Annotated in this window: 14 protein-coding genes; 8 read left to right on the top strand and 6 right to left on the bottom strand. The window is 65.8% G+C overall.

Translation table 11 applies throughout. The annotated features are described in order from the left end of the window. Positions 1–38: 38 nt before the first annotated feature. Together ISP25_RS14165 and ISP25_RS14160 are read left to right on the top strand one after the other, a co-directional pair. Positions 39–1,484, top strand: a complete 1,446-nt coding sequence (locus ISP25_RS14165) for an OapA family protein (protein WP_404614763.1) — start codon at positions 39–41, stop codon at positions 1,482–1,484. Between the two features lie 13 nt (positions 1,485–1,497). Beyond that, on the top strand, positions 1,498–2,616 hold the full coding sequence (locus ISP25_RS14160; protein ID WP_404614761.1) for an anhydro-N-acetylmuramic acid kinase: 1,119 nt from the start codon (positions 1,498–1,500) through the stop codon (positions 2,614–2,616). Positions 2,617–3,064: 448 nt separating this feature from the next. On the opposite strand, the gene ISP25_RS14155 is transcribed toward ISP25_RS14160, so the two are convergent. Genes ISP25_RS14155 through ISP25_RS14145 form a run of 3 tightly spaced genes read right to left on the bottom strand, consistent with a single transcriptional unit; the run spans position 3,065 to position 5,530 of the window. Next, a complete protein-coding gene (locus ISP25_RS14155) occupies positions 3,065–3,427 on the bottom strand; it encodes a hypothetical protein (RefSeq protein ID WP_404614759.1) in 363 nt (120 codons plus the stop codon). Between the two features lie 41 nt (positions 3,428–3,468). Next, complete coding sequence (locus ISP25_RS14150; protein WP_404614757.1) at positions 3,469–4,773, bottom strand: AmpG family muropeptide MFS transporter; 1,305 nt, start codon at positions 4,771–4,773, stop codon at positions 3,469–3,471. Next, on the bottom strand, positions 4,763–5,530 hold the full coding sequence (locus ISP25_RS14145; protein WP_404614755.1) for an exodeoxyribonuclease III: 768 nt from the start codon (positions 5,528–5,530) through the stop codon (positions 4,763–4,765). Before ISP25_RS14145 ends, ISP25_RS14150 begins: the two co-directional genes overlap by 11 nt. A 37-nt stretch (positions 5,531–5,567) precedes the next feature. On the opposite strand from ISP25_RS14145, the gene ISP25_RS14140 reads away from it, so the two are divergent. From ISP25_RS14140 to ISP25_RS14130, 3 genes are read left to right on the top strand one after another with little or no spacing between them, the layout of a single operon-like run. Continuing rightward, positions 5,568–6,062 (top strand): GNAT family N-acetyltransferase, encoded by a 495-nt coding sequence (locus ISP25_RS14140; protein WP_192160372.1) that lies wholly within the window; start codon positions 5,568–5,570, stop codon positions 6,060–6,062. 11 nt (positions 6,063–6,073) lie between these two features. After that, positions 6,074–6,721 carry an orotate phosphoribosyltransferase gene (gene pyrE / locus ISP25_RS14135; RefSeq protein ID WP_404614753.1) on the top strand — a complete coding sequence of 216 codons (648 nt, stop codon included), beginning with the start codon at positions 6,074–6,076 and terminating at the stop codon, positions 6,719–6,721. Positions 6,722–6,764: 43 nt separating this feature from the next. Beyond that, positions 6,765–7,412, top strand: coding sequence for a DUF4124 domain-containing protein (locus tag ISP25_RS14130; RefSeq protein WP_404614751.1), 648 nt, complete (start codon positions 6,765–6,767; stop codon positions 7,410–7,412). A 48-nt stretch (positions 7,413–7,460) separates the two neighbouring features. Here ISP25_RS14130 and ISP25_RS14125 read toward each other — a convergent pair whose 3' ends face one another. From ISP25_RS14125 to coaBC, 3 genes are read right to left on the bottom strand one after another with little or no spacing between them, the layout of a single operon-like run. Next, positions 7,461–9,809 carry a phosphomannomutase/phosphoglucomutase gene (locus ISP25_RS14125; protein ID WP_404614749.1) on the bottom strand — a complete coding sequence of 783 codons (2,349 nt, stop codon included), beginning with the start codon at positions 9,807–9,809 and terminating at the stop codon, positions 7,461–7,463. Between the two features lie 45 nt (positions 9,810–9,854). After that, positions 9,855–10,310: a dUTP diphosphatase gene (gene dut, locus ISP25_RS14120; RefSeq protein ID WP_404616318.1), complete on the bottom strand. Its 456-nt coding sequence runs from the start codon at positions 10,308–10,310 to the stop codon at positions 9,855–9,857. Between the two features lie 8 nt (positions 10,311–10,318). Continuing rightward, on the bottom strand, positions 10,319–11,524 hold the full coding sequence (gene coaBC, locus ISP25_RS14115; RefSeq protein ID WP_404614747.1) for a bifunctional phosphopantothenoylcysteine decarboxylase/phosphopantothenate--cysteine ligase CoaBC: 1,206 nt from the start codon (positions 11,522–11,524) through the stop codon (positions 10,319–10,321). Positions 11,525–11,620: 96 nt separating this feature from the next. Here coaBC and radC point away from each other — a divergent pair, with 96 nt between their 5' ends. The 3 genes from radC (at position 11,621) to ISP25_RS14100 (ending at position 15,272) form a co-directional block, all read left to right on the top strand. Beyond that, on the top strand, positions 11,621–12,292 hold the full coding sequence (gene radC / locus ISP25_RS14110) for a RadC family protein (protein WP_192160362.1): 672 nt from the start codon (positions 11,621–11,623) through the stop codon (positions 12,290–12,292). A gap of 587 nt (positions 12,293–12,879) precedes the next feature. After that, entirely contained in the window at positions 12,880–14,568 is a 1,689-nt protein-coding gene (argS, locus tag ISP25_RS14105) for an arginine--tRNA ligase (protein ID WP_404614745.1), read from the top strand. Continuing rightward, positions 14,568–15,272, top strand: coding sequence for an SPOR domain-containing protein (locus ISP25_RS14100; RefSeq protein ID WP_404614743.1), 705 nt, complete (start codon positions 14,568–14,570; stop codon positions 15,270–15,272). The genes argS and ISP25_RS14100 overlap by 1 nt, the downstream gene beginning before the upstream one ends. Positions 15,273–15,274: the final 2 nt, after the last annotated feature.

Genomic DNA, 15,274 nt, shown 5'->3' with positions numbered 1-15,274 from the left:
CGTGGAATTGTTACTTTGTACGGCGAGGTTCGCGCAGCATGAGTGGGAAAATCCGGGGGGGGCTCCGAGCGCGCAAGCAGGCCATTTGCCGCAAGGCACAACGTCGTCACATCAGCTTCTACGAGCGCTGCGCGCACTGGTCGTTCGATCGGTCGGAATCCATCACGCCGATCCACTGGCACCGCGAGCGCTGGGTGCTCGCCGGCACTGCATTGATAGCGACCCTGCTCTCCGGCCTCATCATGCCTGCGTGGGCCACAGCAATGAAGCCCGCTCCCACGGTCGAGGCGCACACTCTGCTGCCGTTGGCATTGCCGAAGCCGGATCCGATCCCGCAAGCCGCCGCCGCGGTGGACGACTGGCAAGTGGTACGCGTGCAACCCGGCCAGACGCTGTCCGACATTTTCGGCGGCCGCGGCCTGAGCCTCACCGACCTGCAAAAGGTGATGGACGCCTCCGGCGATGCGAAATCCGCGCTGCACCACATCCGCCCGGGCGACGAATTCGACTTCCTGCTCGGCACTGGTGGCAGCCTGCGCGGCGTCCGCTTCGACAAGGACCAGGCCAACCGTGCCATCGTGCGCCTTGATGGACCGCAACCCACGCTGACACTGCAGCCGCGCGACATGGATGTGCGCGAGGAAGTGGCGCACGGGGTGATCCGCAGCAGCCTGTACGCCGCCGGCGACCAGGCCGGCTTGAGCGCGGCGATGGTGGGTAAGCTTGCCGACCTGTTCAAGTACGACATCGACTTCGTGCAGGATTTGCGCGAAGGCGACAGCTTCACGGTGATCTATGACGACATCTACCGCGATGGTGCCCGCTATGGCGAGGGCGACATCGTTGCCGCGGAATTCGTGAACCAGGGCAAGCGCTATACCGCCTACCGTTTCAAGAAGGACGACGGCAGCTACGGCTGGTTCAGCGAGGACGGCCGCCCGCTGCAGAAGTCGTTCCTGCGCATTCCCGTGGACTTCACCCGCATCTCCTCCACCTTCAGCGCCGCACGCATGCACCCGATCCTCGGCCTGATGCGCGCGCACAAGGGCGTGGACTACGCAGCACCGACCGGCACGCCGATCCATGCCGCCGGCGACGGCGTGATCAAGTACCGCAGTTGGATGAACGGCTACGGCAACTTCGTGATCATCCAGCACGACAAGGACATCAGCACCGCCTACGGTCACATGTCGCGCTTCGGCAACGAGCGCGTGGGTCAGCACGTGAAGCAGGGCGACATCATCGGCTACGTCGGCATGACCGGACTTGCCACCGGCCCGCACCTGCACTACGAATTCCGCGTGGACGGTGTACAGCGCAATCCGCAGACGGTAACCCTGCCCAAGCCCGAGCCGCTACCCGCGACACAGCTTGCGAAGTTCAGGGCCACCGTGGTGAAACCCGAGATGGCGCGACTCGACCAGATCGACCAGCACGTCAAGCTCGCCCGCAGCGACACGCCCGTCAGCAAGACCGACAACTGAGCGCCGCACCAGCGTGAGTGATGTTCCGTCGCTGTATCTAGGCCTGATCTCCGGCACCAGCGCCGACGGCATAGACGCCGCACTGGTGTCGTTCGACGACGGCCAGCCGCGCTTGCGCGCCACGCACACGCACCCGTGGCCAACCGCGTTGCGCGAACAGATCCTCGCCGTGGCGCAGGGCGAAACCGCGATCGATCTGGATGCTTTCGGGCGATTGGACGTGGCACTGGGCCACGGCTTCGCCGAGGCCGCACTCGCGTTGCTCAAGGAAAGCGGCACGCCTGCCACCGCCGTGCGTGCAATCGGCTCGCACGGCCAGACCATGCGCCATCGACCCGTCGGCGAGTATGCCTTCACGCTGCAACTGGGCGACCCCGCCACCATCGCCGAACGCTGCGGCATCGATGTGGTGGCGGATTTTCGCCGCGCCGACGTGGCCGCCGGCGGCCAGGGCGCGCCTCTGCTGCCGGCCGTGCACGCGATGCTGCTGGCACATCCCGGCCACGCCCGCGTGGTGCTCAACCTCGGCGGCATCGCCAACATCACCGTGCTTGGCGCTGACGGCAGCGTCATAGGCTTCGACACCGGCCCGGCGAATGGCCTGATGGACGCCTGGTGTCTGCGCCATCGCGGCGAAGCGTTCGACCACGGCGGCGCGTTCGCCGCCAGCGGCAAGATCGACAATACATTGCTCGATGCCTTGTTGGCCGATCCCTATTTCGCGCTCGCACCACCCAAGAGCACCGGTCGGGAGCACTTCCATCTCGACTGGCTGGCCTCGCATCCACGCTTGGCCACGCTGTCACCAGCGGCCGTGCAGGCTACGCTGCTCGAACTCTCCGCACGCAGCGTGGCCGAGGCCGTCGCACGGCACGCCCCGGATGCCGAAGACGTGCTGGCCTGCGGCGGCGGCGTGCACAACGTCGCACTGATGCAACGGCTCGCCGAACTGCTCTCGCCACGGACGCTGGTCAGCACCGCCGTGCATGGCGTCGATCCAGATTTCCTCGAAGCGACCGCGTTCGCATGGCTGGCCAGGCAACGCCTGCTCGGGCTGCCGGGCAACCTGCCAGCTGTCACCGGTGCGCGCGGACCACGTGTGCTCGGCGCGATCCATCCTGCTCCGCGTTGAAACGATTTGCCCGGGCACGCCGGCGCTCAGCCTGAAGTCGCGCGTCACCGGCAAAGGCGGGTGAACTCCTGGCGGCGCCATGCAGTCGCCGCACCGCATCGGTCACGGGCACGCAATGGAAGCCGCTGCCATGCGCACCAGTTGCTCGACTTCCTCGACCGACCGAACCATGGAACTTGCGGGCGCACTCGCGATCCCTCGAGGGCGTCGCACAGACCAGATGGAAGGCACGCTGGCCCCGTTGAGGCGCTCATCAAAGCCCTAGAAGCACGCCGCTGGATCGCCATGCAGAACGTCCGCATGTTTGCACTACACGCGGACAACAGCCGAATGTCCACCGATCACGAGGAGACCCTCCCACGTTTCCACTGTGGCGCCGGTACTAGCAGGACGCGTGGAGCGGGCAAGCCAACGGAAAGGCCGGGCATAGCAGCATCGCCCTTGATGCTTAGTCGCCGTGACCAGTCCCACCGGATCGCCGCAGCGAGTCGCCCCGCGCGATCGACAACGCATGCACGGTTTCGCTGAACACGGCTTGCTCGGCTGCGTTCCATTGGCCAATCAGCATGGCAAGTTCGTCGGCATCGACCGAGGTTTCTGCATGCTGGCCATTTTCTGCGACACCGAGGCCACGTCGCAGTGCGTGCAGCAGCACCTCGTTGAGGCTCCACTCGCGTGCCTTGGCAAAGGCACGGATGCGCTCTGCCAGCAGATGATCGACTTGGCGTATCACGAGATCAGGCATGGCACCGCCGCTTCGTTGTCCGGCCCCTATGCCTAAAATCGTCGCCCGCGGCGCTGCAGCCGGCAATGATCAACTTGGCAATCCGTGGTGCAGTTCGCAAAGCGCCTTCAGCTTCCGTTGGCGGAAGGTGCGGCGAGGGGATCGAAGCGTCGCCATAGCGCGACAAACAACAGCATTGCCGGCAATACCGAGAACACAGTGATGATGAAATAGCCTCCGTAGCCTGAAACGGCCACGATGCTTCCTGCAAAGAAGCCGAGCACCTTGCCTGACAAGTTCACCAGCGAACTCAGCAACGCGTATTGCGTGGCTGTGTGTTGGCGGTTCACCAGCAGGGAGAGAAAAGCCACTGTCGGCGGCCCGAGCATACCCTCAAAGAAATTCTGCCCGGAGATCGCCAACGTCAGCATTGTCAGATGGCCGGGATGGGCGATCAGCAAGAGATACAGCAGGTTGCTGATCGCGCCGAGCACGATGCAGCCGCCCAGCGATCGCCATGCCCCCCAGCGGGCCACCGCCGCGCCGCCGACGAAGGCGCCAGTGATGCCGATCCAGATGCCGTAGATTTTTGTGACTGCGCCGATCTGGGTATTGGAAAAACCCATGTCGCGGTAGAAGGGTCCCATCACGCCGCCGATGATCGCCTGCTCGGGGATCTTGAACAGCAGGATGAACAGCAAGGTCAGCAATGCAAGCCACAGACCATAGCGCCGGAAGAAATCGGCGAATGGCTCGGCCACGCTCTCGCGCATCGCCTGTCGCCATGAAGCCGGTGCGAGACGCAATATCTCCGGCTCCCGCATGCCCAGCGTGACCAGCACCGGCACCGTCATCGCGACGGCCATCAACACGTAGATCTGCGCCCAATGGATGTGGTCGGCGAGGATCAGCGCCAACGCACCGGAAACGATCATGCCGAGACGGTAGCCCAACACATAGGTGGCCACCAATGCGCCCTGCGCCGCAGGCGGGGCGATCTCGATGCGATACGCATCAATGGCAATGTCCTGCGTGGCGCCCATGAAGGCAACGAACAGCGTGGCGGCCACGAACAAGGGCAGCTGGCTCGGCGTCAGCGCAGCCATTGCCAGCAAGCCCGCCGCAACACCGATTTGCGCAAGCAGCAACCAGCCACGGCGCTGCCCAAGCCGCATGAACAACGGCAGTTTCCAGTGATCCAGCAGCGGCGCCCATGCAAATTTGAACACATAGGTCATGCCCGCGCTGGCGATCATCGTGATGTCCTTCAGCACGATGCCGTCCTGCTTCAGCCAGAACGACAGCGTGTAGGACACCAGCAAAAACGGCAGTCCGGAGGAAAACCCGAGCAGGCACAGCGTCCACGCGGCGGGCTGCGAAAACGCTTGCCAGATCGACAGCCCGCGCCGTGTTGACGCACCTTCAGTCGGCATAGTCGACCGTATACGGCGCGTGGTCGGAGAAGCGTTCGTCGCGATAGATCGCGCAGCGCTTCAGACGCTGGCCCAATGCCGGCGTCACCAACTGGTAGTCGATGCGCCAGCCCACATCGTTCGCGCGCGCATTGCCGCGGTTCGACCACCATGTGTAGTCCTCGCCTTCCGGATGCAGGGTGCGGTAGCTGTCCACCCAGCCGTTTTCGACGAGGCCGTCCATCCACGCACGCTCCTCCGGCAGGCAGCCGGAATTCTTCTGGTTGGACTTCCAGTTCTTGATGTCCTTCGCGCTGCGCACGATGTTCCAGTCGCCGCACAGCACGTAGTCGCGGCCATTCGCCAGCCACTCGTCGAGGACGGGCGAGAGCCATTCCATCGCCTTGAACTTGAATTGCTGGCGCTCCTCGCCGGAGGAACCCGAGGGTACGTACAACGACACCACACTGAGCTTGCCGAAGCGCGCTTCGATGTAGCGGCCTTCGTTGTCGAATTCGTCCCAGCCCAGAACGGTGCGCACTTCGTCCGGTTCGCGCTTGGCGTAGATCGCCACACCGGAATAGCCCTTCTTGCTGGTGGCGTCGCGGTAGAAGCAATGATGGCCGTCGGGCCGGAACATCGGATCGGCAAGCTGCTCTTCCTGCGCCTTGGTTTCCTGCAGGCACACCACGTCGGCGCGCTGCTGGCGCAGCCACTCGAACACGCCTTTGGTTGCGGCGGAACGGATGCCGTTGGCGTTCAGGCTGATGATGCGCATGTGCGACTCCCAAAGCGATGCAGGCATGATAGCAACCATGCCTGCATCGCCCACCCTCCATGTCCGACCCGTCGCCGCTGAATTGCGCGAGGCCGTGTTGCGCTTGCACGTGCGGCCGGACCAGGACGGTTTCGTAAGTCCACCCGCACGCACCCTCGCCGATGCCGAACGATGCCCCGGCAGCCAGCCAATGGCGATACTGCTGGACGACATGGTGGTCGGCTACTACCGCATCGAGCGCAGCGCGCGCAGCCTCGCCGGATACGATGCGGAAGCAGAAGCGCTGGGCCTGCGCTCGTTCCAGCTGGATGCCGCTTGGCAGGGCCGCGGCCTCGGCGCGCGCGCGCTGGACGCGCTGCTGACCGACCTTGCGCAGCGCCATCCGCAGGCGCGCCGCATCGTGCTCACGGTGAACTGCAACAATACCGCGGCACTGGCGCTGTACCGGCGCGCGGGCTTCGCGGACAGCGGCACGCTGTACCATGGCGGCCGTTCCGGACCGCAGCACCTGCTGTGGCGCCATCTGCCCTGACGGGAGTTTCCATGCACGACTATCAGCGCGACTTCATCGAACTCACCTTGCAGCGCGAAGTGCTGCGCTTTGGCGAGTTCACGCTGAAGTCCGGACGGCAGAGCCCGTACTTCTTCAACATGGGGCGCATCGATTCCGGCGCCGCGCTGGGCCAGCTCGGCCGCGCCTATGCCGCCGCGGTGGTGAACGCGGGCATCGAGGTAGACATGCTGTTCGGCCCCGCCTACAAGGGCATCGCGCTGGCTGCCGCCACCGCCATCGCGCTGGCCGACCACCACGGCCGCGACCTGCCTTGGGCGTACAACCGCAAGGAGGCCAAGGACCATGGCGAAGGCGGCATGCTGGTTGGCGCACCGCTGAAGGGTCGCGTGTTGATCGTGGACGACGTGATGACCGCCGGCACCGCGGTGCGCGAATCGCTGGCGCTGATCCGCGCGCAAGGCGCGGAACCGGCGGGCGTGCTGATTGCGCTGGATCGGCAGGAGCGCGGCCAAGGCGAACTCTCCGCCGCACAGGAAGTCGCGCGCGACCACGGCATCCCGGTGATCGCAATCACCAGCCTCACCGACGTGCTGGCCTACGCAGGCGAGCACCCAAGTCTGGCCGTCGAGCACGCCCGGCTCGTCGCTTATCGTGAACGTTACGGCGCCCACAGCTGAGGACGGTATCGGCATCTATACTGCCGCCCAAGGGGAGGTTCACATGCGCAAACCACGTTCCATCCTGTTCGCCGCCGCGCTGCTCGCCAGCACCACGATCCATGCCCAGCAGAATCCGGGCGACAACGGCCTGCGCTACAAATGGATAGACGGCCAAGGCCAAGCGCATTTCAGCGACAGCCTTACCCAGGATGCGCTCAAATTCGGCTACTCCGTGGTCAACGACCAAGGCATCGTGGTGCAGCGTGTGCAACGCCAGCTCAGTCCGGAGGAACGCGCCGCCGCCCAGAAGCTGGCTACGCAGCAGGCGGCAGCCAAGCGTGCCGCAGACGACCAGGCCCGTGCCGACGAGCAAATGATGGACGCCTATCCCGACGAAGCCTCGTATCTGGCTTCGCTGCAGCAAGGGCTGGCGAACATGGATCAGCAGATCCACACCAGCAAGCTCAACCTGCGCAGCCAGGAGCAGGCACTGACCGAGTTGCTGGGTCGTGCCGCCGAGGCCGAGCACAACAAACAGCCGGTACCGAAGTTCCTGCAAGACGGCATCGCCAGGCAGCGCGCCGTGGTGAGCGACCTGCAGGCACTGCTGCAACGCCAGCAGGCGCAACGCGACCAGGCCGAACAGCAGCAAACACAGCAACTCGCGCATTACCGCGCCTTGCGTGACCAACAGCAACAAGGGCACTGAGATGCGCAGAGCGGCCGCAGCCGCTCTTGCCAGGCCGTTGCCGCCCGGTCAGAACGGCATCTTCAGCCGGTAATCCACCGCGATCAACCGCTTGCGGAACGCCAGCTGGATGCGCTTGAGCGCCTCCGGCGTATCGGCGTCGAAGCGCAGAACCAGCACTGGCGTGGTATTCGACGCACGCACGAGGCCCCAGCCATCCGGCCAATCGGCGCGCACGCCGTCGATGGTGATGATCGTGGCGTCTTCGAAATTCGCTTCCGCCTTGAACTTCTCCATGAAGCGGTAGTGCTCGCCCTCGGCCATCTCGATCTTCAACTCGGGCGTGGAGACACCGTTGGGCAGGGTGGCGAAAATCTCTTCCGGCGTGCGCTCCTCCAGGTCGCCGGCGAGGATCTCCATCAGTCGCGCACCGGCATAGATGCCATCGTCGAAGCCGAACCAGCGCTCCTTGAAGAAGAAGTGGCCGCTCATCTCACCGGCCAGCTCAGCGCCGGTTTCGCGCATCTTGCCCTTGATCAGCGAATGTCCGGTGCGCCACATCAGCGGGCTGCCGCCGGCCTCGAGGATCTGGCCCTTGAGGTGTCCGGTGCACTTCACGTCGTAGATGATGGTGGCGCCCGGCTGGCGCGACAGCACGTCGCGCGCGAATAGCATCAGCAGGCGATCCGGGAAGATGATCTCGCCTTCCTTGGTCACCACACCGAGGCGATCGCCGTCGCCATCGAAGGCCACGCCGAGATCCGCGCCGGTCTGCTTCACGGCAAGAATGAGATCCTCAAGATTATGCGGATCGGAAGGGTCGGGATGGTGGTTGGGGAAAGTACCATCCACGTCGCAGTACAGCGGCACCACCTCGCAACCGATGCCGGCCAGCACCTGCGGCGCCACCGCCCCGGGGATGCCGTTGCCGCAATCCACCACCACCTTGAGCCGGCGCTCGGCCTGCACGTCTCCAACGATGCGCTCCAGATAGTCCGGCAGGACATCGAGCTGGCGCAAATGGCCGTCGCCCCCGTGTTCCAGCGCATTGCCGGCAATGCGGCGATACAGATCCTGGATCGCGCCCTCGGACAGGGTCTGGCCGCCGACGACGATCTTGAAGCCATTGTAATCGGGCGGATTGTGGCTGCCGGTGACCGCCACGCCGCAGCCGGTGTTGTAGTGATAGGTGGCGAAATACACCACGGGCGTTGGCACCGCCCCGAGGTCGATCACGTCCACGCCAGCCTCGCGCAGACCGTCGGCCAGCGCACCAGTCAGTTCCGGACCGGATAGGCGACCATCGCGACCCACCACGATCTCGGCGAGTCCCTGCTCGCGCATCAGCGTGCCGATGGACTGGCCCAGCAGGCGCGCCACGTCCGCGTTCAGGGATTTGCCCACCACCCCACGGATGTCGTAGGCGCGAAAGATCGTCGGATCGACGTCCACGCTGGCAGCCGGCTTGGGCTCAGTTACCGGTGAGGGTGCGGCCGCAGCAAGTTTGGGGATCACCGGTACCGGCGGCGCAGCCTTGCGTGCTGCTTCCTCGGCCCGCCTGAACTCCTCGATGTCGATGTCCTGCGCCGGAATCGGCAATCCGCGCCGGCTCTGGCGCAACCACAACAGGTAGAAGCCGCCAGCCAGACCGGCCAGCGCCAGCAAGGCCGCCAACAGCCACGAACGCGGCAGCACGATGAAGGCCACCGGCGTGGCCGCAGCCACGCTGAACGTGCTGCCGGGCACGACCTTGGCGACAGTTTCCGTTTCGGCGCTCGCGCTGCCACGCGAATAGATGCGCATGTCGGTATTGGCGTCGCCCTGGCGCAGATCGAGTCTCCCGCCCGCTGGCGATATGGCGTCGAAAGCCTGTTGCACCGGCGCGAACGGCAGCTCCACCCACAGCCAAACCTGCACCGGCGTACCCAGCGGCAGCACAATGCTCAGGCGGCGATTGCCCAGGCCATGCACCACGCTCTGGGCCGGCGGCAGGCCATCGGCAGTTTGCGCAGCCATCAACTGCTCCGCCTTGGCATAGCCGAACTCGCGAAAATTCGCGTGCACCACCTCGTCGAGGTTGCTGCTGTAGGCATCCACTTGCCGGGCTTGCGGCAGCTTGGCCTGCAATGCCGCGACCAACGCGGCATGGTCGCCTTGCAGCAGGGCAGGATCCAACGACATCGCCGCCTTCTGCACCGTGTCGCGCTGCGCAGTGACCACCTGTGCCAGCTTTTGCACCGCTTCGTCGCGTGCCTGCCTTACCTGCGCGGCTGCCTGGCCTTCGTCGGCAATCAGCCAGAATTGCCATGCGCAGAAGGCGCCAAGCAACAGCAGCAGCGTGCCCAAGGCCAGCGGCAACAGGCGTTGCAGATCCAATTGTGCGCGCCAGCGCGATCCGGTTGCGTCACTCATCGCCATCCCCACGACTACCCATTCCTCGGTTCGTTTCCACGACGAGCCGGGTCACTTGATGCCCGTCGAACCGAAACCACCGACACCACGCGCACTGGGCGCGAAGTCGGTCACGATGTTCAGCCGCGCCTGCGCCACTGGTACCAGCAGCAACTGCGCGATGCGATCTCCGACGCCGATGGTGACCGGCTCACGACCGCGATTCCAGCAGGAAATCATCAGTGGGCCCTGGTAGTCGGCGTCGATCACGCCCACCAGATTGCCCATCACCAGACCATGCTTGTGGCCAAGGCCCGAGCGCGGAACGATTAAGGCGCACCAGCCCGGATCGCCGATGTGGATGGCGATGCCGCTGGGTACCAGCGCGCTGTCGCCGGGGGCCAACGTGAGCGGTGCCTCCAGCGCGGCGCGCAGATCCATGCCGGCACTGCCGGCCGTGGCCGCTTCGGGCAGCGGGATCGTATTGCCCACGCGCGGATCGAGAATTTTCAGTTCGACATCCAGCATCGCTACGCTCACCCCCGCACCGCGCGGTAACGTTCCGCCACGCAGGCCACCAGCTGCCGCGCCAGCTCGGTCTTGCCGGCGCGGGCCAGCGCCAGCATGCCATCGGCCCAGTACACATCCAGCGCGTTGTCGACGGTCTCGAAACCCAGTCCGTCGCCGACCCGGTTGGCGGCGATCATGTCCAGGCCCTTGCGCTGCAACTTGTCCTGGGCATAACGCGCCACGTCATGCGTTTCCGCCGCGAAACCGACAAGGAAGGGGTGCGTGGCCTGCATTGACAGGCTGCCGAGGATGTCCGGGTTCTCGGTCAGTTGCAGCACCAGGTCCGCGCCAGCCTGCTTCTTGAGCTTGCGCTCGGCCACTTCGGATGGCCGGTAGTCGCCCACCGCAGCGGCACCGATGTAGATCTGCGCCTGCGTGCAGGCCTCGAGTATCGCGACATGCATCTGCGCCGTGCTGCGCACGTCGATGCGCCGCGCCACACCCAGCGGCGTGGCCAGGCCTACCGGGCCGGCCACCAGGGTCACTCGCGCGCCCGCCTCCGCAGCAGCCTGCGCCACTGCAAAACCCATCTTGCCGGAGCTGCGGTTGCCGATGAAACGGACAGGATCGATGTCTTCAAAGGTCGGGCCGGCGCTGACCACTACGTCCAGGCCAGCCAACGCGCCATTGCCGAACGAGGCAGCCAATGCATCCCGCAGTTCGTGCGGCTCCAGCATGCGGCCCGAACCCACGTCACCGCAGGCCTGCTCGCCGGACGCCGGACCGAGCACCTGCACGCCGTGTTGATGCAGCAGGGCGATGTTCGCCTGCACCACCGGATGCGCCCACATCTGCTGGTTCATCGCCGGCGCCACAGCCAGCGGCGCCGCGCTCGCCAGGCACAACGTGGTAAGCAGGTCATCGGCATGGCCGTGCGCCAGCTTGGCGAGGATATCTGCGCTGGCTGGCGCGACCACGATGCGCTCGGCCCAGCGTGCCAGTTCGATATGGCCCATCGCCGCCTCGGCGCTTTCATCCCACAGCGACGTGCGCACCGGCTGGCCGGACAAGGCCTGGAAGGTGGCCGCCCCCACGAAATGCCCTGCGCCCGCCGTCATCACCACACGCACCTCAGCGCCGGCTTCGCGCAGGCGGCGAACCAGTTCGCAGGACTTGTAGGCGGCGATACCTCCGGACACTCCCAGCAGGATGCGGCGTTGGACAAGACTCATGTAGGCACGGCCTGACTTGCGGGCAGACGGTTAGCTTACCGGAATCGTGCGGCACGACTGCTGCCCGCCTCCCAGGTACGCAGGCACGCTGACGACATGAGCATCCGTCATTGGCCCGAAAGCGAGCGACCCCGCGAAAAGCTGCTGGTGCGCGGCAGCGGAACATTGTCCAACGCGGAGCTTCTGGCCGTGCTGCTGGGCAGCGGCGTGCACGGCAAGGATGCAATCGCACTGGGCCGCGAGCTGTTGATGAGCGCCGGCAGCCTCGGCGCCCTGCTCGCCCGCCCCGACCATCTGGCACGAACCGTCGGGCTCGGCCCGGCAAAACGCGCGCGCATCGCCGCGGCACTGGAGCTGGCACGGCGCAGCCTGGCCGAGCAACTGCATACACAGCCGGCGCTGGGCAACCCGCGCGACAGCGGCGACTACCTCAGCGCCCGGCTGCGCCACCTGCCTTACGAAGTGTTTGGCTGTCTGTATCTCGACAACCGCCATCGTGTGCTGGCTTTCGAGGAGCTGTTCCGCGGCACGGTGGACGGCGCCAACGTGCATCCACGCGAAGTAGTGCGAGCCTGCCTCAGCCACAACGCCTGCGCGGTGATCTTCGCCCACAACCATCCCAGCGGCGTGGCCGAACCCAGCGCGGCCGACCGTGCGATCACCCGGGAACTGCGTGACGCCCTGCAATTGGTAGGCGTGCGCGTGCTCGACCATCTGGTGATCGGTCACGGCGCGCCTGTATCGATGGCGGCACGTGGGCTGATCTGACGCTGCCGTGGTGCAAAGCCGCGGGACAAAATCGTCGAGAGCGATTTTCGCGGGCTTTCCTGAAGAGTACGGCCACGGATGGCCGCCCGTCTGACCTTCACGTTCCCCGACGAACGCACAAATGCAGCCAAAAAAAGCGGCGCGGGGATGAGCCGCGCCGCGGGTGCCGATTCGGGGAGAGGAGAGAGCGGCATCTCCAGCGTGCCGGCGGGAGGGGAGTTTCCTCCGGCACCCAGCCAGTGTGGCAGCGCCGCATGACAGACCTATGACGAGCCAGCCCGTCGCTCGCGCTCGCGAAATGCCCCATTGACTTATGCACACATGCCTGCAGCCGGCACTTGCGCCTAGCAACGCATGCTCGACCTCAAACACACACAACAATCAATTGTTTTACTTGAATTTTTTACGAAGAATGCGGTTCTGGCGGGCAATCGTTAGCAAACCTGCCGCGTGCAGCCATACTTTCCCCACAGACTTATCCACAGGTCACGCCTTGCATCGCAACATGGCGTGGCCACCCGAGAGCCGGCCGCCCCGGCCAGCCTCTCTGCTACGATTGCCGGTTCCATCCCGGAATTGCCGCGCCCGTGAAAGCCCAGCTGCACGAACTGATCCTCGGGGCCATCCACGCCCTGCAAACACAGTCAGCCCTGCCCGCCGAGCTGGCGATCCCGGGTTTCGTGATCGAGCGCACGCGCAGCCGCGAGCACGGCGATTTCGCCTGCAATGCCGCGATGCTGCTGGCCAAGGCCGCCCGGGCCAAGCCGCGCGAACTGGCCGAGAAGCTGGTGGCCGCGCTGCCGCCCAATAGGTTGCTGGCCAAGGTGGAAATCGCCGGCCCAGGCTTCATCAATTTCTTCCTCGCCACCGACGCCAGCCAGTCGCAGGTGCGCCGCATCCTCGAACAGGGCGCCGGCTACGGCCGCAACGCGCTGGGCGCGGGTCGCACAGTGGGCGTGGAGTTCGTCTCGGCCAATCCGACCGGCCCGCTGCACGTAGGCCACGGGCGCAACGCGGCGCTGGGTGACTGCGTGGCCCGGCTGCTGGAGGCCAGCGGCTGGGACGTGAAGCGCGAGTTCTACTACAACGATGCCGGCGTACAGATCGCCAACCTCGCCATCTCGACCCAGGCGCGCGCGCGCGGCCTCGCCCCCGACGACGCCGGCTGGCCGGAGGACGGCTACCGCGGCGACTACATCGCCGACGTGGCCAAGGCCTACCTGGCCGGCGACAGCGTCACCGTGGAAGACCACACCGTCATCGGCGCGAAGGACGCGGAGAACCTCGACGCGATCCGTGCGTTTGCCGTAGCGTACCTGCGCCGCGAGCAGGACCTCGACCTCAAGGCCTTCGGCGTCGGCTTCAACGTGTACTTCCTCGAATCGTCGCTGTATGCCGACGGCAAGGTGGAGGAAACCGTGCGCGAGCTGGTCGCCCACGGCCACACCTACGAGGAAGGTGGCGCGCTGTGGCTGAAGACCACCGACTTTGGTGACGACAAGGACCGCGTGATGCGCAAGTCCGACGGCACCTACACCTATTTCGTGCCGGACGTGGCCTACCACCTCAGCAAATGGCAGCGCGGCTACGGCAAGGCGATCACCGTGCTGGGCTCCGACCATCATGGCTCGCTGGCGCGCGTGAAGGCCGGCCTGCAGGCGCTGGACGCCGGCATCCCCAAGGGCTACCCCGACTATCTGCTGTACCAGATGGTCACCGTGATGCGTGGCGGCGAGGAGGTGAAGATCTCCAAGCGCGCCGGCAGCTACGTCACCCTGCGCGACCTGATCGACGAAGTGGGCCGCGACGCCACGCGCTACTTCCTGATCTCGCGCAAGGGCGATTCGCAGCTGGTGTTCGACATCGACCTGGCCCGCTCGCAGACCAACGACAACCCGGTCTACTACATCCAGTACGCACACGCCCGCGTGTGCAGCGTGCTGCGCCAGGCCGGCGAGAAAGGGTTCACGTTCGATCAGGACAATGGACTGGCGCACCTCGCGCGACTGGACAACGAGCACGAGCAGGCGCTGCTCACCGAGCTGTCGCGCTACCCCGAAGTGGTGGACGCCGCGGCCTCGAACCTCGAGCCGCACTTGCTCGCCGTCTGGCTGCGCGAGTTGGCGAACGCGTTCCACACCTACTACAACTCGCACCAGTTCCTGGTCGACGACAAGAACCTGCGCGACGCCCGCCTGGCCCTCGTGGTGGCGACCCGGCAGGTACTGCGCAACGGCCTGGATTTGCTGGGTCTTTCCGCCCCGGAGAGCATGTGATGGCAGCACGCAAAGGCAAGGGCAAGCAGGCGGTACGCAACAACGGTGGCGGCTTCCCCACCTGGGCCGCGATCCTCGTCGGCATCCTGATCGGCGCCGTGGCCTTGGCGGTGCTGATGCGCCATTCGCTGTTGCCGATGGCCCCCAAGGAAGGCCCGCAGGCCAATCCGCAAGCCACCGCCGCGGCACCCAGCGACGCCGGCGCGGTGGCCCCGGGCAACGCCGAGACCGCGCCGAAGAAGCCGCAGTTCGACTTCTATTCCGTGCTGTCGGAGAAGGAAGTGCGCATCCCGGATGCCGAACTCAGCGCACAGGCCAAGGCCGAGCAGCAGAGCCAGCGCACCGCGGCGTCCACGCCGACGCCGGCACCTGCGCCCGCAACGCAGCCGACGGCACCCGTCAACGCCACCGTGGCCACCCAGAACGTGGAAGCCGCACCTGCCTCCGCGGTGCCGCAACCGGCAAGCGGCGGCGGCTATCTGTTGCAGATCGGCGCCTTTCCCGACGCGGCGAAAGCCGAGGCCACCAAGGCCCAGCTCGCCATGCAGGGCTTCGTGGCCAACGTGCAGAGCGTCACCATCAACGGTCAGACCTTCCACCGCGTGCGACTGGGGCCGTTCCCCAGCGCCAGTGCGCTGGAGGCGACCAAGCAACGCCTCGCCAGCGCCGGCATCAGCTCGATTGCGCTGAAGGAAGGCAAGTAAGC

This window comes from Rhodanobacter hydrolyticus (genome assembly GCF_044904645.1).
The sequence above is the reverse complement of the archived record's forward strand: the minus strand, read 5'-3'. Positions and strand labels throughout refer to the sequence as shown.

Excerpts from the sequence above, each read along its gene's own strand:
- ISP25_RS14165 (WP_404614763.1), top strand. The coding sequence starts at position 39 with ATGAGTGGGAAAATCCGGGGGGGGCTCCGAGCGCGCAAGCAGGCCATT.
- ISP25_RS14150 (WP_404614757.1), bottom strand. The coding sequence starts at position 4,773 with ATGCCGACTGAAGGTGCGTCAACACGGCGCGGGCTGTCGATCTGGCAA.
- ISP25_RS14145 (WP_404614755.1), bottom strand. The coding sequence starts at position 5,530 with ATGCGCATCATCAGCCTGAACGCCAACGGCATCCGTTCCGCCGCAACC.
- ISP25_RS14140 (WP_192160372.1), top strand. The coding sequence starts at position 5,568 with ATGCCTGCATCGCCCACCCTCCATGTCCGACCCGTCGCCGCTGAATTG.
- pyrE (WP_404614753.1), top strand. The coding sequence starts at position 6,074 with ATGCACGACTATCAGCGCGACTTCATCGAACTCACCTTGCAGCGCGAA.
- ISP25_RS14130 (WP_404614751.1), top strand. The coding sequence starts at position 6,765 with ATGCGCAAACCACGTTCCATCCTGTTCGCCGCCGCGCTGCTCGCCAGC.
- ISP25_RS14125 (WP_404614749.1), bottom strand. The coding sequence starts at position 9,809 with ATGGCGATGAGTGACGCAACCGGATCGCGCTGGCGCGCACAATTGGAT.
- dut (WP_404616318.1), bottom strand. The coding sequence starts at position 10,310 with ATGCTGGATGTCGAACTGAAAATTCTCGATCCGCGCGTGGGCAATACG.
- coaBC (WP_404614747.1), bottom strand. The coding sequence starts at position 11,524 with ATGAGTCTTGTCCAACGCCGCATCCTGCTGGGAGTGTCCGGAGGTATC.
- radC (WP_192160362.1), top strand. The coding sequence starts at position 11,621 with ATGAGCATCCGTCATTGGCCCGAAAGCGAGCGACCCCGCGAAAAGCTG.
- ISP25_RS14100 (WP_404614743.1), top strand. The coding sequence starts at position 14,568 with ATGGCAGCACGCAAAGGCAAGGGCAAGCAGGCGGTACGCAACAACGGT.